At 64.2% G+C, this 17,781-nt stretch carries 17 protein-coding genes and 1 riboswitch; of the genes, 12 read left to right on the top strand and 5 right to left on the bottom strand.

What is annotated here, in order from left to right; translation table 11 throughout:
• The first annotated feature begins 126 nt into the window (after positions 1 to 126).
• Entirely contained in the window at positions 127 to 1,611 is a 1,485-nt protein-coding gene (locus HKX24_RS12615) for a DegQ family serine endoprotease (RefSeq protein ID WP_271693333.1), read from the top strand.
• A gap of 53 nt (positions 1,612 to 1,664) precedes the next feature.
• Here HKX24_RS12615 and HKX24_RS12610 read toward each other — a convergent pair whose 3' ends face one another.
• Positions 1,665 to 2,216 (bottom strand): peptidoglycan-binding domain-containing protein, encoded by a 552-nt coding sequence (locus HKX24_RS12610; RefSeq protein ID WP_271693334.1) that lies wholly within the window; start codon positions 2,214 to 2,216, stop codon positions 1,665 to 1,667.
• Between the two features lie 164 nt (positions 2,217 to 2,380).
• On the opposite strand from HKX24_RS12610, the gene HKX24_RS12605 reads away from it, so the two are divergent.
• Together HKX24_RS12605 and HKX24_RS12600 are read left to right on the top strand one after the other, a co-directional pair.
• Entirely contained in the window at positions 2,381 to 2,704 is a 324-nt protein-coding gene (locus HKX24_RS12605; protein WP_067266186.1) for a 2Fe-2S iron-sulfur cluster-binding protein, read from the top strand.
• Positions 2,704 to 3,399: a VCBS repeat-containing protein gene (locus HKX24_RS12600; RefSeq protein ID WP_271693335.1), complete on the top strand. Its 696-nt coding sequence runs from the start codon at positions 2,704 to 2,706 to the stop codon at positions 3,397 to 3,399. Before HKX24_RS12605 ends, HKX24_RS12600 begins: the two co-directional genes overlap by 1 nt.
• 27 nt (positions 3,400 to 3,426) lie before the next feature.
• Here the strand turns inward: HKX24_RS12600 and purD are convergent, their stop codons facing one another.
• Entirely contained in the window at positions 3,427 to 4,692 is a 1,266-nt protein-coding gene (gene purD / locus HKX24_RS12595; RefSeq protein ID WP_271693336.1) for a phosphoribosylamine--glycine ligase, read from the bottom strand.
• Between the two features lie 70 nt (positions 4,693 to 4,762).
• Here purD and xseA point away from each other — a divergent pair, with 70 nt between their 5' ends.
• A complete protein-coding gene (gene xseA / locus HKX24_RS12590; protein WP_271693337.1) occupies positions 4,763 to 6,325 on the top strand; it encodes an exodeoxyribonuclease VII large subunit in 1,563 nt (520 codons plus the stop codon).
• 6 nt (positions 6,326 to 6,331) lie between these two features.
• Here xseA and HKX24_RS12585 read toward each other — a convergent pair whose 3' ends face one another.
• Positions 6,332 to 6,721 (bottom strand): hypothetical protein, encoded by a 390-nt coding sequence (locus tag HKX24_RS12585; RefSeq protein WP_271693338.1) that lies wholly within the window; start codon positions 6,719 to 6,721, stop codon positions 6,332 to 6,334.
• A 41-nt stretch (positions 6,722 to 6,762) separates the two neighbouring features.
• Positions 6,763 to 7,764, bottom strand: a complete 1,002-nt coding sequence (locus HKX24_RS12580; RefSeq protein ID WP_271693339.1) for an alkane 1-monooxygenase — start codon at positions 7,762 to 7,764, stop codon at positions 6,763 to 6,765.
• A gap of 161 nt (positions 7,765 to 7,925) precedes the next feature.
• Between HKX24_RS12580 and HKX24_RS12575 the strand changes: the two genes are divergently transcribed.
• Both HKX24_RS12575 and ftsY read left to right on the top strand, forming a co-directional pair.
• Complete coding sequence (locus tag HKX24_RS12575; protein WP_271693340.1) at positions 7,926 to 9,638, top strand: NAD(P)H-dependent oxidoreductase subunit E; 1,713 nt, start codon at positions 7,926 to 7,928, stop codon at positions 9,636 to 9,638.
• A 95-nt stretch (positions 9,639 to 9,733) separates the two neighbouring features.
• Complete coding sequence (gene ftsY / locus HKX24_RS12570) at positions 9,734 to 11,092, top strand: signal recognition particle-docking protein FtsY (protein WP_271693341.1); 1,359 nt, start codon at positions 9,734 to 9,736, stop codon at positions 11,090 to 11,092.
• A gap of 33 nt (positions 11,093 to 11,125) precedes the next feature.
• Here the strand turns inward: ftsY and HKX24_RS12565 are convergent, their stop codons facing one another.
• On the bottom strand, positions 11,126 to 11,611 hold the full coding sequence (locus tag HKX24_RS12565; protein WP_271693342.1) for an MgtC/SapB family protein: 486 nt from the start codon (positions 11,609 to 11,611) through the stop codon (positions 11,126 to 11,128).
• 63 nt (positions 11,612 to 11,674) lie between these two features.
• Between HKX24_RS12565 and HKX24_RS12560 the strand changes: the two genes are divergently transcribed.
• The 6 genes from HKX24_RS12560 (at position 11,675) to HKX24_RS12535 (ending at position 17,750) form a co-directional block, all read left to right on the top strand.
• Entirely contained in the window at positions 11,675 to 12,577 is a 903-nt protein-coding gene (locus tag HKX24_RS12560; protein WP_271693343.1) for a DMT family transporter, read from the top strand.
• A gap of 10 nt (positions 12,578 to 12,587) precedes the next feature.
• On the top strand, positions 12,588 to 13,193 hold the full coding sequence (locus HKX24_RS12555) for an inner membrane-spanning protein YciB (RefSeq protein ID WP_209217881.1): 606 nt from the start codon (positions 12,588 to 12,590) through the stop codon (positions 13,191 to 13,193).
• Between the two features lie 62 nt (positions 13,194 to 13,255).
• A riboswitch (SAM riboswitch) is annotated at positions 13,256 to 13,332 on the top strand.
• A gap of 64 nt (positions 13,333 to 13,396) precedes the next feature.
• The gene (gene metZ, locus HKX24_RS12550) at positions 13,397 to 14,587 is read left to right on the top strand and encodes an O-succinylhomoserine sulfhydrylase (RefSeq protein ID WP_067262840.1); all 1,191 of its coding nucleotides are present in this window, start codon (positions 13,397 to 13,399) and stop codon (positions 14,585 to 14,587) included.
• A gap of 77 nt (positions 14,588 to 14,664) precedes the next feature.
• Positions 14,665 to 15,756 carry a GTP cyclohydrolase FolE2 gene (gene folE2 / locus HKX24_RS12545; protein ID WP_271693344.1) on the top strand — a complete coding sequence of 364 codons (1,092 nt, stop codon included), beginning with the start codon at positions 14,665 to 14,667 and terminating at the stop codon, positions 15,754 to 15,756.
• A 215-nt stretch (positions 15,757 to 15,971) separates the two neighbouring features.
• Positions 15,972 to 16,220: a hypothetical protein gene (locus HKX24_RS12540; protein ID WP_067262845.1), complete on the top strand. Its 249-nt coding sequence runs from the start codon at positions 15,972 to 15,974 to the stop codon at positions 16,218 to 16,220.
• An 81-nt stretch (positions 16,221 to 16,301) separates the two neighbouring features.
• A complete protein-coding gene (locus tag HKX24_RS12535) occupies positions 16,302 to 17,750 on the top strand; it encodes a TrkH family potassium uptake protein (protein ID WP_271693345.1) in 1,449 nt (482 codons plus the stop codon).
• Positions 17,751 to 17,781: the final 31 nt, after the last annotated feature.

Here is a 17,781-nt window from a genome sequence, read left to right as displayed (position 1 = left end):
CGCAAATCGTCACATTCCCACCCGTTGAAATGCCCGTGATCGGCCCCATCTTTGCTGTTGCAGCGCGTCCTTTCGGAATGCACTCTGCCCACGTTGGCAACAACAGGAACAATCAGGAGACGATGAATGCAGGCCAAGGCGGTTTCCCTGTCCACAACAGCACAACACACCCAATGGATGCGAGCGATGGCAATGGGGGTGATGGCGCTGACCCTCCTGATCCTGCAAGCCAGCATGGCGCTGGCCAAACCCGAAAGCCTCGCCCCGCTGGCCGAGAAGATCAGCCCTTCGGTGGTCAATATCACCACCTCCACCACGGTTGAGGGCCGCACTGGGCCGCAGGGCATCGTGCCCGAAGGCTCGCCCTTCGAAGACTTCTTTCGCGAGTTTCAGGATCGCAACAATGGTGAGGGCAACCGGCCCCGCCGTTCTTCTGCGCTTGGCTCGGGTTTCGTGATTTCCGAAGACGGCTATGTTGTGACCAACAACCACGTGATCGAAAGCGCGGATGAGATCACCATCGAATTCTTCTCGGGCGAGGAATTGGTTGCCGAGGTCATCGGCACCGACCCCAAGACCGACATCGCGCTTTTGAAAGTCGAAGCGGACGCGCCGCTGCCCTTCGTCTCTTTCGGTGACAGCAACGCCGCGCGGGTGGGGGACTGGGTGATTGCCATGGGCAACCCGCTTGGGCAGGGCTTTTCGGTCTCGGCTGGCATCGTGTCAGCGCGCAACCGGGCGCTGTCGGGCACCTATGATGATTACATTCAGACCGACGCCGCGATCAACCGGGGCAACTCCGGCGGGCCGCTGTTCAACATGGATGGCGAGGTGATCGGGGTGAACACCGCGATCCTGTCGCCCAACGGCGGCTCCATCGGCATCGGCTTTTCGATGGCGTCGAATGTGGTCACCCGCGTGATCGACCAACTGCAGGAATACGGCGAGACCCGCCGCGGCTGGCTGGGCGTGCGCATTCAAGACGTGACCGATGACGTGGCCGATGCCATGGGCCTCAAGAAAGCCGTCGGCGCCCTGATCACCGATGTGCCCGAGGGGCCTGCGCGTGAAGCGGGGCTGAAAACCGGCGACGTGATCAAATCCTTCGACGGTGTCGAAGTGGTCGATACCCGTGGTCTCGTCCGTCAGGTGGGCAACAGCCCCGTGGGCGCGACGGTGCGCGTGACCGTGCTGCGTGACGGCAAGACCCAGACCATCAAGGTCGTACTTGGCCGCCGCGAAGAGGCCGATGGCGCGGTTCCCGCCGGTATGGACGAGAACGCCGATGAGGGGGCCGAGGCCGAGCCGCAGTCGACCATGCTGATGGGCCTGACCCTGATGCCGCTGACAGACGACCTGCGCGCGGAACTCGGGGCCGATGACGATATGACCGGCCTTGCCGTGACGGATGTGGATCAAACATCGGAGGCCTTCGAGAAGGGCCTGCGCATGGGCGACATCATCACCGAAGCGGGGCAGGAGCAGGTGTCGAGCATTGCTGATCTCGAAGCCCGGATCGCCGCGGCGAAAGAGGCGGGCCGCCGCTCCCTGCTGCTGCTGGTACGCCGGGGTGGCGACCCACGCTTCGTGGCGCTGTCATTGGCGGAGTGATCTGCCGGAATGGTTTGGAAAGGGCGCCTGCGGGCGCCCTTTTCCGTTGGCAGTCAGCCGCCTTGCCGGGGCACCGCGACCAGCCCGAGCGCCCGGGCGGTGGTCAGCGACAAGACCTCGCTATTCGGCCCTTCTTGGGCCTGATAGCGGCGGACGGCTGCCCGAGTTGCCCTGTCCATCTCACCGGTGATCGGCCCCGCGTAGAACCCGCGCACCTCTAGCGCCCGTTGCAGGCTGCTGTTGAACTCGGGCGTCAGCACATCGGGGCAGGGCGTTTCGAACCAATTGTCGACCCGCGCGCGCACGATTTCTTGCCGTGTCTCTGTCTTGTAGACGGGCGGATTGGCGATGCTGCCATGGGGGTTCATCTTGGCCGGGGTTACTTCGACCTGTTCGGTCACCGTCTCGATCACCGCAGGGCTGACCGTGCGGCCCCAGCAGCTCCCTTCCGGCGCGCCTGCGGGGCCGTGGCGGGTGGCCTCTAGCACCCCCGGCTCAGGGCGGGGCGTGGCCGGTGCCGTCGTCTCGCAGCCCGCCAAGGCCGCGACGGCCAGCAGCAAAGCGGCGCAGCGCCGCGCGGTTCTGGGGGGGAGGGGCTGTGTCATGCCGGTCTCTCGGGCTCGCCTGTTGTTCGGGGGCAGACTAGCCGGATGCGTGGGCCTTGCCCACCGCAATGTCGGGCGCGCCGTGACCTTGCGAAAAGGGGGCTGGAACCGGCTGCCATAGCCCGTTAAACAAGGCCGAACTTTTAGGACGAAAGGGCATCATCATGGCCAAAATCACCTATGTCGAACACTCCGGCACCGAACATGTGGTCGAGGTGGCCAATGGTCTCACCGTCATGGAAGGCGCGCGGGACAATAACATTCCCGGCATCGAAGCCGACTGTGGCGGGGCCTGCGCTTGCTCCACCTGCCATGTCTATGTCGATCCGGCTTGGGCCGAAAAACTGCCGCCGATGGACGACATGGAAGAAGACATGCTCGACTTCGCCTTCGAGCCCGATCCCGCGCGCTCGCGTCTGACCTGCCAGATCAAGGTCACCGATGCGCTGGACGGTCTGCGCGTGCAGATGCCGGAAAAGCAAATCTGATGCGGGCGATCGGCGCGGCACTGCTGGCGCTGATCGCAACAGATGCGGCGGCGGAGACCATCACCGCCGCGCATTACATCGCGCCCACGGGGCGCTACGCCCATGGCATTCTTGGCGACGCGCTGGAATGGGGCGGCTTGCAGGTCTCTCTGACAGATGGCGGTGCGCGGCGCTTCCATCTGCCGCGCGACCATGTTTTCGAAGATATCGCCCCCCGGCTCGTGGATGTGACCGGCGATGGCGCGCCCGAGGTTCTGGTGGTCGAGACGGACGTCAATCGTGGCGCGGCGCTGGCGATCTACGGCCCCGAGGGCAAGATCACCGAGACCCCGCATATCGGCCAAAGCAACCGGTGGCTCGCCCCCATAGGTGCCGCCGATCTGGATGGCGACGGCGCGGTCGAGATCGCCTATATCGACCGGCCCCATCTGGCGCGGGTGCTGCGGGTCTGGCGCTTTGCCGATGGGCGGCTCAGCGAAATCGCGCAGATGACGGGGCTGACCAATCATCGCATCGGAAAGCGGCATATCTCAGGCGGTCTGCGCGATTGCGGTGCGGGGCCGGAAATGGTGCTGGCGGATGCCGATTGGGAACGTGTGGTGGGGGTAAGCCTGAAGGACGGACAGCTTGCGCGGCGCGATATCGGCCCTTTTGATGGGGCCGAGAGCTTTGCCACGGCGCTTGGCTGTAAGTGAGCGTGCTGGGGTGGCCTAAGTCGTCTGTTAGCTCAGCGCACGCCAGCCGATGTCACGGCGGCAGAACCCTTCGGGCCAATCGATCCCATCGACCATTGCATAGGCGCGCTCCTGCGCTTCGGCCAAAGTGGCCCCACGCGCGGTGACGTTCAGCACGCGGCCGCCATTGGCCAAGATCGCCCCGTCCTGCGCTTTGGTGCCCGCGTGGAACACCATATTGGCGCTGTCCTCTGGGAGGGAGGAGAGGCCCTTGATCTCACTGCCCTTTTCATAGTCACCGGGGTAGCCTTTGGCGGCCATCACCACGGTCAGCGCGTGATCTTCGGCCCAGTTCACCTGCATATCGGCAAGCGCCCCCTTGGCCGTGGCCTGCATCAGGTCGAACGCTTGCGCGCCGAGGCGCATCATCAGCACTTGGCATTCCGGATCACCGAAACGGACATTGTATTCCACGAGACGCGGCTGGCCGTCTTTGATCATCAAACCGGCATAGAGCACGCCCTGATAGGGCATCCCGCGTTTCGCCATCTCGGCCATACAGGGGCGGATGATCTCTTCCAGCGCGCGTTCGGCGATCTCGTCGCTCAGCACCGGGGCGGGGGAATAGGCGCCCATGCCGCCGGTGTTGGGGCCGCTGTCGCCTTCGCCGACGCGCTTGTGGTCTTGGGCCGTGCCGATGGGCAGCACCGTCTCCCCGTCGCAGAGCACGAAGAAAGACGCCTCTTCGCCTTCCATGAACTCTTCGATCACGACCTCGGCGCCTGCCTCGCCAAAGGCGCCGTCAAACATCTCATCCACGGCGGCGAGGGCTTCGGCGTCACTCATGGCGATGATGACACCCTTGCCCGCCGCCAGACCGTCGGCCTTGATCACAATCGGCGCGCCTTGCTTTTCCACATAGGCGCGGGCGCTGGCGGCATCGGTGAAATGGCCATAGCCCGCCGTGGGCGCATCGCAGGCGTCGCAGATTTCCTTGGTGAAGGCTTTGGAAGCCTCCAGAGCCGCTGCCGCTTTGGAGGGGCCAAAGACATCGAAACCCGCCGCGCGCAGATCGTCGCCCACACCCGCGGCGAGGGGCGCTTCGGGGCCGATGATGACGAAATCGATGTTATTGCCCTCGCAAAAGGCCACAACCGCCGCGCCATCCATGATGTCGAGCTTGGCGCATTGCGCGATGGCCGCGATCCCCGCATTGCCCGGTGCCACGATCAGCTTGTCGCATTTGGGGTTCTGCATAACCGCCCAAGCAAGTGAATGTTCGCGGCCACCGCTGCCGAGGATCAGGATATTCATGCCGCGCACTCCCTTGGACTTCGTTGCTCCGCGTTCTAAGCTGGGGGGCCCACAGACACAAGGTGCCCAGATGGATCTGTTCGACGACCCCGCCCCCGGTGGCAACAGCCCCGAATTCACGGTGACCGAGCTTTCGGGCGCGATCAAACGGGTGATCGAGGGGGAGTTCGGCCATGTGCGGATTCGCGGTGAAGTGGGCCGCGTCAGCCGCCCGCGTTCGGGCCATGTCTATCTCGACCTCAAGGATGACCGCTCAGTCATCTCGGGCGTGATCTGGAAAGGCGTGACCGCACGGCTTGAAACCCAGCCTGAAGAGGGGATGGAGGTCATTGCCACCGGGCGCATCACCACCTTTGGCGGTCAGTCGAAATATCAGATCGTCATTGAGGACATTAAACCGGCGGGCATGGGCGCGCTGATGGCGCTGTTGGAGAAACGAAAGGCGGCGCTGGCGGCGGAGGGGCTGTTCGCCCCCGAACGCAAACGCCCGCTGCCCTATTTGCCCGAGATCATCGGCGTTGTGACCTCGCCCTCGGGGGCGGTGATCCGTGACATCTTGCACCGGCTGCGGGATCGTTTCCCGCGCAAGGTGCTGGTCTGGCCGGTCGCCGTTCAGGGCGCGAAATGCGCGCCCGAGGTGGTGCGCGCCATCCAAGGGTTCAACCGGCTCACCCCCGGTGGCGCATTGCCCCGGCCCGAGTTGATCATCGTGGCCCGTGGCGGTGGCTCGGTCGAAGACCTCTGGGGCTTTAACGAGGAAAGCGTCGCCCGCGCGGCGGCGGCTTCGGACATTCCGCTGATCTCTGCCGTGGGGCATGAGACCGACACGACGCTGATCGACTTCGTCTCGGATAAACGCGCGCCCACGCCGACAGCGGCGGCGGAATTGGCGGTGCCGGTGCGGCATGAGCTGGCGGCATGGCTGGAGGGGCAGGGCGCGAGGATGCGGCAGGCGCTGAGCCAAGGGTTGACCCGCCGGGGCCAGCGGATGCGGGATCTGGCGCGGGCCCTGCCCCGGGCCGACACGCTGCTGGAGGGGCCGCGCCAGCGTCTTGATCGCGGGGGGGAGAAACTGGCCCCCGCGCTGATTGCGGGCGTCCAAGGCCGCCGCGTCAAGCTGGCTGATATGTCTGGCGCTCTGCGCCCCGGCACCCTGCGTCGCCAGTTGGAGGCGGATCGCCAACGTCTGGCGCAGCTCTCGGCGCGGCTAGACCCGGCGTGGCAACGCAATCTGGCCGGGCAACGCGAACGGCTGGCCGCGCGGATTAACCGGTTCCACCCCGAGGTGCTGCACCGTCAGATCCTCCGCCGCCGGGAGCGGCTTTTGGACCGCACCCAAACCTTCCGCCCTGAGGTTTTGCGCCGTGACCTGTCGCGTCAAGACCAACGGTTGAAAGAGGTGCTGGCCCGGCTGGCGCGCGCAGGCCGCGCCGATCAGGACCGCCGCCGCCGCCAGATCGACGCGATGGGCCGCACGCTCGGCACGCTCGGCTACCGCGAAACGCTGGCCCGTGGTTTCGCCGTGGTGCGGGGCGATGGTGATGTGGTGACCAGTGCGGAGGCTGCCAAGAAGGCGGCGCATCTGGAGATCGAATTCGCCGACGGTCGGCTGCCCGTCAAAGGCGCGGGCTGAACTGGCCTAGACCCCGACCTGCGGCCCAAGGCACAGCAGCGGCTCAGTCATCTCCCGCGCCTCATAAAGCGCGGTCTCGGCCGGGTCATTCTCGAACCGCGCGACCAGCCCGGTCGGGCTTTCGGTAAAGCTCCAGCATTGCGGGGCGGGGTCGTCTTCATAGACAAAGCAGATCAGCCCATCGGCCTCATACCAGCGCCCCTCTTTGCAATGGCCATCGAGAAAGGACCACTGGACGCGCCGGTTCTCGTGATAGATTTCCGCCCCATAGGGCGCGCCGGACTGGCCGAAATAGAGCGTTTTTCCTTCCGTATAGGCTTCGAACTCCGCCGCCGACATCTCGGCCAAGGCAGGCAGCGGAAGGAAGGCGCAGATCAGGGCGAGGGCATGTCTCATTCCACGAGCCTGCCAGAAGCCCGCGCCCCGCGCCAGTGGGGTCAGCGCTGATGCCACCGCGCCACGCGTCGGTCCATCACCCGCCGCCACAGCGGGGGAACGAGGGCGATCACCGCCATCACGGGCAGGGAATAGGGCAGTTTCGGCATCTCATGCGTTACTTCCAGTGCCGGGAAGGCGCGGGCGGGGCGCATGTGGTGGTCCGAATGGCGCGGGGCGTTCAGCATCATCGCGGCGGAGTACCATTTCGGCGCGTTCCAACTGTGCTGCGGGCCCATCGGCTCAAACCGGCCATCGGGGCGCTGCTCCCGCCGTAGCCCATAGTGCTGCACATAGTCCGACAGCAGCAGTTGCATCTGTGCATAGGCTGCCAGCCCGATATAGGCGAGCAGCCCGGCGACCCCGCCCAGCAGCAGCGCCGTGAGCAGCGCCAGCGCCGCGCCAATGAGGTAGAGTGCGTAAGGGTGCAGCCCCTGCGCCCCCGTCTTGCGCGCCCGCTGCGCATTGTCGGCCTGCCACCCGGCGCGAAACTCCCCCAAGCTTGCGCTCAGCAGAAACCGCCAGAACCCCATGCCCTTGGGCGCGGAGTTGGGATCAGCCGGGGTGGCGGCGGCGGGATGATGCACCCGCAGATGGGCCGAGACGTGATGCCCGTGCAGCAGCGAGATATAGATCGCCGTGCCGATCCGCCGGGGCAGGCGGCGGCTGGCGTGGATCAACTCATGGGCGTTGGAATTGCTGATCTGGCCCAGAAACAGGCCAAGGGCGGCAAAGATCAGGGCGCGGTCCAGCCCCTCAAGATGCGGGGCTGCGCCAATAGCCCAGACCCCGAGCGGCAGCAGCAGGAAATGCGCGGCGGCCAAGGTCAGCGTCAGGGCGCGGCCTGAGCTATCGGAAAGGCGCAGCGCGCGGCCCAACCGGTCCATAAAGGCCACATGCACCGTGATCGACAAAAGCGCCAGCACGGGCCAGACGCCGCCCCAGAGGGCGGCGGCGGCGATCAGTACCGCCGGTGTCAAACTTGCGATCACATACCACAGCATGCGTTTTCCCCTGCAAAGCCGCGCTAATCGGCACGGTCCGCGTCATTTTGCCCGCCGCAGGGGCCGCGCACAACGCAAACACCCGCGCGATTGTCGCTTTTTGATCGCGCCTCGGCCTTTGGATTTGTTACCAAGGCGGAAAGCAAGGCGGGGGGAGAGACATGGCGCTGGACGATCACGGCAAGGCTGCGGCGGGGGAGCCGCGAAAGGGCGTTTGGAAATCCGGCAAGGGCAAGGGGCGGCATCACCCCAAGGGGCGGCAGTTGCAGGATACGGCGTGGGATGAGGTCCGCGCGCTGTTGGGCGACCGCCCGCGCGCCCGCGATCTGCTCATCGAGTTTCTGCATCTGATCCAAGACCGCTTTGGCCACCTGTCGGCCGCGCATCTGCGCGCCTTGGCCGAAGAGATGCGCCTGTCGATGGCCGAGGTCTATGAGGTCGCCAGTTTCTACGCGCATTTCGACGTGGTGAAAGAGGGCGAGACACCGCCGCCCGCACTGACCATTCGTGTTTGCGATTCTCTGTCTTGCGAGCTGGCCGGGGCGCAGGCCTTGAAAACCGCGTTGGAGGAGGGGCTAGACCCGACCGAAGTGCGCGTCCTGCGCGCGCCCTGCATGGGGCGCTGCGACACTGCGCCGGTGCTGGAACTGGGGCATAACCATATCGACCACGCGACGCCCGAGAAAGTGCTGGCGGCCATTGGCGCCGGAGATACCCATGCCCGCCTGCCTGACTATGAGATTTACGAAACCTACGCGGCATCAGGGGGTTACGACGCGCTGTTGAACCTGCGTCAGGGGGGCGATTGGGAGGCGGTGCAAGAGCAATTGTTGCAGGCTGGGCTGCGCGGTCTTGGCGGGGCGGGTTTCCCCTCGGGCAAGAAATGGGGCTTCGTGCGCGGCAATCCCGGCCCGCGCTATCTGGCGGTGAATGGCGATGAGGGCGAGCCGGGCACCTTCAAGGACCGCTGGTATTTCGAACGCAGGCCGCATCTCTTCCTCGAAGGCATGTTGATCGCCGCTTGGGCGGTGGAGGCGGAGAAGGTCTTTCTCTACATGCGCGACGAATACCCGGCGGTGCTGGAGATCCTGCGCCGTGAGATTGCCGCTCTGGAAGGCGCGGGCCTCATCGCGCCCGGCTATGTCGATCTGCGCCGCGGGGCGGGGGCCTATATCTGCGGCGAGGAAAGCGCCATGATCGAAAGCATCGAAGGCAAGCGCGGATTGCCGCGCCACCGCCCGCCCTATGTGGCGCAGGTCGGTGTCTTTGGCCGCCCGACCTTGGTGCATAATGTCGAGACCCTGCATTGGATCGCCCGCATCTGCCGCGAGGGGCCGCAGGTGTTGAACGGGGTCGAAAAGAATGGCCGCAAAGGGCTGCGCAGCTATTCCGTTTCGGGCCGTGTGGCGCGCCCGGGGATGTATCTGCTGCCCGCAGGCTCGACCATCACCGATATCATCGCCGCGGCGGGGGGCATGGCAGAGGGCCATCTGTTCAAAGCCTATCAACCGGGTGGCCCGTCCTCGGGGCTGTTGCCCGCGTCGATGGCGGAGCTGCCGTTGGACTTTGACACGTTGCAGCCACATGGGTCTTTCATCGGCTCGGCGGCGGTGGTTGTCCTGTCGGAACACGACAGCGCACGGGCCGCCGCCCTCAACATGCTGCGGTTTTTCGAGGATGAAAGCTGTGGCCAATGCACGCCCTGCCGGGTCGGCTGTGAAAAGGCGGTGAAGCTGATGCAGGTGGACCGCTGGGACCAAGCTCTACTGGAAAAGTTGTCGACCGCCATGGTCGATGCCTCGATCTGCGGGCTGGGGCAGGCGGCGCCGAACCCGATCCGGCTGGTGATGCAGCATTTCCCCGATGAAATCTGACCCCGCCCCCTCCCGGCGGGCTTGATCTGCCTGGGCGCCCTTCCATCTGCGCGGGCAAGCCTATAGATCAAGACGAAACTGCATGGGAGACGCCGATGGCCTTCTTCACGAAGCTCAAGGACCGCTTGTTCAAATCCTCGTCCAAACTTGACGAGGGGTTGGAGGCAATCGTCAGCGATGGCGGAGAGGCGGAGGCCGAAGCGGCCCCCGTGGATGCGGTGATGGACCAGCCCGGCGCGGCCTCTGACGTGATGCCCGACGGGCAGGAGGACAGCGGCCCAATGTTGGCGGCAGAGCGGGAGGCGGAAGAGCCGACCCCCGCGCCTGAACCCGCCCCGGAACCCGAGCCTGAGACCCTCCCAGAGCCCGAACCGCAGCCTGCGCCTGAACCGCAGCCCGAACCGTCTGAGGCCCAGCCGGACCCCACGCCCGCGCAGGCCCCCCCCGCCGCTGATCCTGAGCCCACCCCGACCCCGGAGGAAGTTCCCGCGGCGACCGACCTGCGCCAAGCGATGACCCCCGTCGCCCCGGCGCTGGACGAAACCCCAGCCGAGGCCGCCGCCGCCAAACCGGGCCTTTTGGGCCGTCTCATGGGGCGCGGTGCCGCACAGCCCGTGGTGCGCCGGACGCTGGATGACGAGATGCTCGAACAGCTCGAAGAGCTGCTGATCAGCGCCGACATGGGCGTCGACACGGCGCTGCGGGTCACCGCCAACATGGCCGAAGGGCGCTTTGGAAAAAAACTCTCGGTGGCAGAGATCAAACAGCTGCTCGCCAGCGAAGTCAGCCGCATCATGGAGCCTGTGGCTCGGCCCCTGCCGCTCTATGCCAAGACCCCGCAGGTGGTGCTGGTGGTCGGCGTGAACGGCTCGGGCAAGACGACGACCATCGGCAAATTGGCCTCGCAATTCCGTGCGGCGGGCAAGAAGGTCGTGATCGCCGCGGGGGATACCTTCCGCGCCGCGGCGGTCGAGCAGTTGCAGGTCTGGGGCGAACGCGCCGACGTGCCCGTGCTGACCGCGCCCGAGGGCAGCGACCCGGCGAGCCTTGCCTTTGACGCCATGGGCCGCGCGCAGGAAGAGGGGGCCGACCTGCTGTTGATCGACACCGCGGGCCGTTTACAAAACCGGGGCGACCTGATGGAGGAATTGGCCAAGATCGTGCGCGTCATCCGCAAGAAGGATGAGAGTGCGCCGCATAACACCCTATTGGTGCTGGATGCGACGACAGGGCAGAACGCGGTCAATCAGGTGAAAGTCTTTCAAGAGATTTCCGATGTCAGCGGTCTGGTGATGACCAAGCTCGACGGCACCGCCAAAGGCGGGGTGCTGGTGGCGCTGGCGGATCGATTTGGCCTGCCCATTCATGCCGTGGGTGTGGGTGAGCAGATTGACGATCTGTCTCCCTTCGATCCGGAAGAATTCGCCGCCGCCTTGGTGGGCACGGATGGCTGACGAAACCCCGGTCGCCGGAGGCGGCGGCCCCGTTCAGTCATGGGTGCCAAGCTTTCGTTCGATCCAGCGCAGAACGGTGAGAACCAGCACCACGACCCCTGCGGTCAAACAGGCCAGCAGGATTTGCCCCGCGCCGCAGGACAGGCCGATGGCCCCGGCCAGCCACATCGACGCGCCGGTGGTGATGTTGCGCACCTCGCCGTTCGAGGTGAAAATGATCCCCGCCGCGAGGAAGGCGACACCTGCGGTCACCGCCTCAATGAGGCGCAAGGGATCGAAGCGCATTTGGTCGCCATCGCCAAACTCCAGACTGCCAAGCTCTTGCCCGATGATGATGAAGAGACAGGCGGCGATGGCCACCATGATGTGCGTCCGCAGACCCGCAGGTTTGTCGCGCCGCTCGCGTTCATACCCGACGATACCCGCCAGAAAGGCCGCCATGAGCAGCCGCGCCGCGGCCACGGTAACCGGCACTTTCGAAAAACTGTTGGTGAGATCCGCGATCAGGCTTTCAAACATGGAAATTCCGTTGGTGATAAAGGCTTTGAGGTATAAACCTCTCGCTGCGGTGGTGGTTCCGCGATGACCGATTGGATCCTGTCGATCGAAGGCACCCCCGCGGGCCATACCGCGGCCCTGTGGCTGGCGCTTTCCGCAGCCTTCCTGCACGCGGTTTTCGGCGCGCTGCAAAAGGGGCGGCATGATCCTTGGCTCACGCGCGGGGCGATCGATGTCTCTTATGGCGTGATGGCGGCCCCCTTTGCGCTTTTCGTCGTGCCATGGCCCGAACCGCATATGTGGGTGATCTTCCTCGGCGCTTTCGTGATCCATGTGATCTACAAGCTGTTGCAGGCATGGGCCTATACCAAGGGCGCCTATACGGTGGTCTACCCGGTGGTGCGCGGCACGGGGCCGCTCTTTGCCGTGGTCGGCGCATATTTGATTTTTGGTGAGCGGTTCAACGCGGTGCAATGGCTTGGCGTGGCGGTGCTGCTAAGCGGCATCTTCGGCCTTGCTCTTTATAACCTGCGCAATCTGGTCGCCGCGCGCGACACGCTGCACGCAGCGCTCGGGCTGGCGGTGCTGACGGGCTTGTTCGTGGCGCTTTACACCACATATGACGCATACGGCATCCGCGCCACGGCGGATCCTTTCACCTTCCTCGCATGGTTTTTCATGATCGACGGGTTGGTGATGCCGGTGATCGCATGGCGGCGCTGGCACGCGATGGAGAACCCGCCCGAGGTGGCGCCGCTGATGCTGCGCGGCTTTATCGGCGGGATCATCGCTTTTGCAAGTTTCGGGTCGGTCATGCTGGCCACGCGGCTCGACAAGGTGGGCGAGGCGGCGGTGCTGCGCGAGACCTCGACCGTCTTTGCCGCGCTGATCGGGGTGCTGGTGCTGAAAGAAACCGTCGGCCCGCGCCGCATCGCGCTGATGGCGCTGATCGCAGCCGGGGCGGTGATTGTTGAAATGGGCGGCTAAAGGAACAGGCATGTCAGAACCAAGAGAGATCAACCCAATGCTGCGGGCAGGCTTGGAATACGGGCCGGTCTTGGCCTTCCTAGTGGCCTATCTGTGGCTCAAGGATAACACCTACACTTTCGGCGGGACGGAGTATGACGGCTTTATCGTCGTCACCGCGATGTTCGTGCCGCTGCTGGTACTCTCGACCGGCGCGCTTTGGGCGCTGACGGGCAAGCTCAGCCGGATGCAGGTCGCCACCGTGGTGCTGGTGGTGATCTTTGGCGGGCTGTCGGTCTGGCTGAACGACGACCGCTTCTTCAAGATGAAGCCGACGCTGATCTATGTGCTCTTCGGCGGCCTTTTGGCCGTCGGCCTGCTGCGCGGGCAGTCCTATCTGAAATACGTCATGGAAGAGATGATGCCCCTGCGCGATGAGGGCTGGATGCTGCTGACCAAACGGCTGATGTATTTCTTCTTTGGGCTGGCGCTGGCGAATGAGGTGATCTGGCGGTTCTTCTCGACCGATACTTGGGTCTACTTCAAAACCTTCGGTCTCACGGCGGCGATTTTCGTGTTCTTCATGGCGCAGGGCAAGCTGTTCGAAGCCTACGGCGAGAAGAAAGACCAAGGCTGATCCGCTCAAATTTAACGAAGGCCCTACGCGAAACTGTTGACCTGTAGCGTCGCGCGGCGTAATCCACCCCGCGTGGCGATTTGTTACCGGATTGTGGGCCACGTTAAACATGCCGCTAAAAGGTCAGGATGAAAGACCCCTTTCGCTTGGCCGCGTCTGGGGTTTTTTTATGCCCGCGAGTCCGGGCCGGAAGGATGAGATTGATGAGCAACGACCGTCACGCGCGCACCCAAGCGATCCACGCAGGCACCCGCCGCAGCCAATATGGCGAGGTGAGCGAAGCGATCTACCTGACCCAAGGTTTCGTCTATGACAGCGCCGAACAGGCCGAGGCGCGTTTCGAAGAGATCGGCCCGGATGAGTTCATCTATGCCCGCTATGGCAACCCCACGGTCGCCATGTTCGAGGACCGCATCGCCACTTTGGAAGGGGCCGAAGATGCCTTTGCCACCGCCAGCGGCATGGCGGCGGTCTCGGGCGCGCTGATCTCGATGCTAAAGGCGGGCGATCATGTCGTCTCGGCCCGGGCGCTATTCGGGTCTTGTATCTATGTGCTGGAAGAGATCCTTGGCCGCTACGGGGTAGAGGTCACTTTCGTCGACGGCAGCGACCTCTCTGCTTGGGAGGCCGCGATCCGTGAGGACACCCGAGCGGTCTTCTTCGAATCCGTGGCCAACCCCACGCTTGAGGTGATCGACATCGAAGCCGTCGCCAAGCTGGCCCATGCCAAAGGCGCGCTTGTGGTGGTCGACAATGTCTTTGCCACGCCGGTCTTTTCGCGCGCGATTTCGCAGGGCGCCGATGTGGTGGTCTATTCCGCGACCAAACATATCGACGGGCAGGGTCGTGCGCTTGGCGGTGTGGTGCTGGGCAGCCGCGAGTTCATCCGTGGCACGCTTGAGCCTTACATGAAACATACCGGCGGCTCGATGAGCCCCTTCACGGCTTGGATCATGCTTAAGGGGTTGGAGACCATTGACCTGCGGGTGCGGGCGCAGGCGGCCAGCGCACAGGAATTGGCCGAGGCGCTGGAAGGTCACGCGGCATTGGCGCGGGTGCTTTACCCGGGCCTTGCGGGCCATGCGCAGAACGCACTGGCGATGCGCCAGATGGGGGCAGGGGGCACGGTGCTGTCAATCGACCTCAAGGGCGGCAAGGCGGCGGCTTTCGCTTTCCTGAATGCGTTGCAGGTGGGGGTGATCTCAAACAACCTTGGCGACGCCAAGACCATCGTCACCCATCCGGCCACCACCACCCACCAGCGTCTGCCGCAGGACACCAAAGACCTTTTGGGCATCACGCCGGGGCTGGTGCGGATCAGCGTGGGGCTGGAATATAGCGGTGATCTCAAGGCCGATCTGCTGCAAGCCTTGGACGCGGCGGCGCAAGCCTGACCTGATGTGTCGCGGGCGCGGTGGCATTTTGGCCTCGCGCATCATACATTGAGAGCGACAGACCGGAGGGCCGCGCAATGAACATCGTGACTGAGATGTCCGAGACACCGGACCGCGAGGCGGCGCAATCCGCGCTCGCCACGCTGCGCGCTTGGGCCGAAACGGCCACCCCGGCTGAGATTGCGGCGCTGGACCCGGCCATGGCCCGGATGCTCGCGCCCGCCGAATATCCCGCCCTTAGCCGCGCCTATCCCGAAGATTTCACGGCGGGCGACAACTACCGCGCCAGCCTGCCGGATCTGCAAAACGGCCCCTCCAGCCTGATCCGCGGCGCGCAACAGTTGATCCAGCATGTCGGCATCTCGAACTTTCGGCTGCCGATCCGCTATCGCAGCCGCGAGGGCGGGGATCTGCGGCTTGAGACTTCCGTGACCGGCACCGTCTCGCTCGATGCGGAGAAGAAGGGCATCAACATGTCCCGCATCATGCGCAGTTTCTACCGCCATGCAGAGGCGACCTTTAGCTTTGAGGTGATCGAAGCGGCGCTGGACGATTACAAAGCCGATCTGGAAAGCTTGGATGCGCGAATTCAGATGCGCTTTTCCTTCCCAATGAAAATCGGCAGCCTGCGCTCGGGCCTCACGGGCTATCAGTATTACGACATCGCGCTGGAGTTGGTCGAACAGAACGGCGAGCGCAAGAAGATCGTGCATCTCGACTATGTCTATTCCAGCACCTGCCCCTGTTCGCTGGAACTGAGCGAACACGCGCGCCAGACCCGCGGGCAACTGGCGACGCCGCATTCGCAGCGCTCCGTCGCGCGGATATCGGTCGAGACGCGGGACGAGGGCGATTGCCTGTGGTTCGAAGACCTGATCGAGATTTGCCGCCGCGCCGTGCCGACCGAGACGCAGGTTATGGTCAAACGCGAAGACGAACAGGCGTTTGCAGAGCTTAACGCCGCCAATCCGATCTTTGTCGAGGATGCCGCGCGGCTGTTTTGCGAACAGCTTTTGGCCGATGGTCGGGTGGGCGATTTCCGCATCGTCGCCAGCCATCAAGAAAGCCTGCACAGCCACGATGCGATCAGCGTGCTGACCCAAGGTGAGACCTTTGCCGCGCAGAGCATCGACCCCAAGCTTTTCAACACGCTCTTCCACGTCGGCTGACCCCGGACGGCGCGGCAATCGCGCATTGGTTGTTCGCAGCCCGCGCCGCGCCCCTTTGCGGGGCATTCCGCCTGTCTTAGCGCGGAAATGGTGAATGTCGCCCTGTCAGCCCTGCAAGTCCCGACCAGCGGCTATGCGAAAACGTCGGTTCTGCTGCGGCGCAGCATTGCCTATCTAACGGTCATCGAAATACTGGAAATTGCAAAGGCAATCAGATGACCTACCAGAGCACTGCTCACCCCGCCCACTCCGTCTCTCCCCTCGAAGGGCTGCGGCGCGCCGGCGCCGGTCTGCGCCGCTTTTTCGCGGGGATCGGCCATGGCATCATGATGGGCTCCACCGCCCAACGCCGTTTTGAGCAGGTCCAAGGCCTGCAAGCGAAAAGCGACGAAGAACTGGCCGCCATGGGCATCAAGCGTGACGACATCGTTCACCACGTTTTCAAAGACCTCTACTACATCTAAGACGCCACGGACCGGGGCCAAATCGCGCCCCGGTCCCGTCTCGGCTTGACAGCGACGAGCGGCCAAGCCAACGCTGCGCGCATGTTGGATATACGACCTGTCGGATATGTCGTGGGCCTTTTGGTGGCCGTGCTCGGCCTTGCCATGATCATCCCGATCTTGGTCGATCTGGCCGAAGGCCGGGGCCAGTGGTGGGTCTTTGTCGAAAGCGCGCTGATCACGACGCTGGGTGGCGGTATGATCGCCCTCGCCAGCGCCAATGGAGTCCGTGAAGGGCTCACCATTCAACAGACATTCATGCTGACCACCGGCGTCTGGCTGATGCTGCCGCTCTTCGGGGCCTTGCCTTTCGTGCTGGGCGCGACCGAGGCCAGCGTGACCGACGCGATGTTCGAGGCGATGTCGGGGCTGACGACCACCGGGGCCACGGTGCTGACCGGGTTGGAAGACCTGCCCAAAGGTCTGCTGATCTGGCGCGGCATTCTGCAATGGCTGGGCGGCATCGGTATCGTTGTTGTCGCCATGGTCTTCCTGCCTGAGTTGCGGGTCGGTGGTATGCAGATCTTCAAATCCGAATCCTTCGACACTTTCGGGAAAATCCTGCCCCGCGCGGGGCAGATCGCAACGCAGATTTCGGTGATCTACCTCTGGCTCACGCTGGCCTGCATGCTGAGCTATCTGGCCCTTGGGATGACCACCTTTGACGCGACCGTACATGCGCTGACCACGGTCTCAACGGGTGGTTTTTCCAACTACGACGCCTCCTTCAGCACCTTTTCCGGCCCCGCCGAATATGTCGCCGCGATTTTCATGATCCTCGCGGCGCTGCCCTTCGTGCGCTATGTGCAGCTTATCAACGGCAACCCCGTGGCGCTGCACCGCGATCCGCAGGTGCGCGGCTTTTTCATGACGATGACCTTTCTGGTGGTGATCGTCTTTTTCGTTCTGCGCAGCGGCACGACCTACGAATCCGAGCGGGTCTTGCGGGAGGCGATCTTTAACATCACTTCCATCATCTCGGGCACCGGTTATGCCTCGGCTGACTATATGCAATGGGGCAGCTTTGCCGTGGCGTTGTTCTTTTTCATCGGCTTGATCGGCGGCTGCGCGGGGTCGACTACCTGTTCGATCAAGATCTTCCGCTATCAATTGCTCTTTGCCTCGATCCGCGCGCAGTTGCGGCGGATCCGCTCGCCCCATGGCGTCTTTACCCCGCGCTACGATGGCCGCCCGGTTGGGGCGGACGTGCTAAGCTCGGTGATGTCCTTCTTCATGTTCTTCGTCGTTTCGCTCGGCCTGATCTCGGTCGCGCTGAGCCTCACGGGGTTGGATTTCGTCACCTCGGTTTCGGGGGCGGCGGCGGCGCTGGCGAACATCGGCCCGGGCTTGGGAGAGATCATCGGCCCGGCGGGGAATTTCAGCAGCCTTAATGACACGGCGAAGTGGATATTGATCATCGCCATGTGGATCGGACGGCTGGAGCTGATGGCGGTCTACGTCATGTTCACCGCCAAGTTCTGGCGCGCTTGAAACGCGAAAGGGCGGCGCCGATGGCACCGCC

The organism is Sulfitobacter sp. M85 (assembly GCF_029285915.1).
GTDB lineage: Bacteria > Pseudomonadota > Alphaproteobacteria > Rhodobacterales > Rhodobacteraceae > Sulfitobacter > Sulfitobacter faviae.
Note: the sequence above shows the minus strand (reverse complement) of the source record. Positions and strands in the feature narration are given on the sequence as shown.

Excerpts from the sequence above, each read along its gene's own strand:
- HKX24_RS12605 (WP_067266186.1), top strand. The coding sequence starts at position 2,381 with ATGGCCAAAATCACCTATGTCGAACACTCCGGCACCGAACATGTGGTC.
- HKX24_RS12600 (WP_271693335.1), top strand. The coding sequence starts at position 2,704 with ATGCGGGCGATCGGCGCGGCACTGCTGGCGCTGATCGCAACAGATGCG.
- HKX24_RS12560 (WP_271693343.1), top strand. The coding sequence starts at position 11,675 with ATGACCGATTGGATCCTGTCGATCGAAGGCACCCCCGCGGGCCATACC.
- xseA (WP_271693337.1), top strand. The coding sequence starts at position 4,763 with ATGGATCTGTTCGACGACCCCGCCCCCGGTGGCAACAGCCCCGAATTC.
- HKX24_RS12575 (WP_271693340.1), top strand. The coding sequence starts at position 7,926 with ATGGCGCTGGACGATCACGGCAAGGCTGCGGCGGGGGAGCCGCGAAAG.
- HKX24_RS12565 (WP_271693342.1), bottom strand. The coding sequence starts at position 11,611 with ATGTTTGAAAGCCTGATCGCGGATCTCACCAACAGTTTTTCGAAAGTG.
- HKX24_RS12540 (WP_067262845.1), top strand. The coding sequence starts at position 15,972 with ATGACCTACCAGAGCACTGCTCACCCCGCCCACTCCGTCTCTCCCCTC.
- HKX24_RS12535 (WP_271693345.1), top strand. The coding sequence starts at position 16,302 with ATGTTGGATATACGACCTGTCGGATATGTCGTGGGCCTTTTGGTGGCC.
- folE2 (WP_271693344.1), top strand. The coding sequence starts at position 14,665 with ATGAACATCGTGACTGAGATGTCCGAGACACCGGACCGCGAGGCGGCG.
- HKX24_RS12610 (WP_271693334.1), bottom strand. The coding sequence starts at position 2,216 with ATGACACAGCCCCTCCCCCCCAGAACCGCGCGGCGCTGCGCCGCTTTG.
- HKX24_RS12615 (WP_271693333.1), top strand. The coding sequence starts at position 127 with ATGCAGGCCAAGGCGGTTTCCCTGTCCACAACAGCACAACACACCCAA.
- ftsY (WP_271693341.1), top strand. The coding sequence starts at position 9,734 with ATGGCCTTCTTCACGAAGCTCAAGGACCGCTTGTTCAAATCCTCGTCC.
- HKX24_RS12585 (WP_271693338.1), bottom strand. The coding sequence starts at position 6,721 with ATGAGACATGCCCTCGCCCTGATCTGCGCCTTCCTTCCGCTGCCTGCC.
- metZ (WP_067262840.1), top strand. The coding sequence starts at position 13,397 with ATGAGCAACGACCGTCACGCGCGCACCCAAGCGATCCACGCAGGCACC.
- purD (WP_271693336.1), bottom strand. The coding sequence starts at position 4,692 with ATGAATATCCTGATCCTCGGCAGCGGTGGCCGCGAACATTCACTTGCT.
- HKX24_RS12580 (WP_271693339.1), bottom strand. The coding sequence starts at position 7,764 with ATGCTGTGGTATGTGATCGCAAGTTTGACACCGGCGGTACTGATCGCC.
- HKX24_RS12555 (WP_209217881.1), top strand. The coding sequence starts at position 12,588 with ATGTCAGAACCAAGAGAGATCAACCCAATGCTGCGGGCAGGCTTGGAA.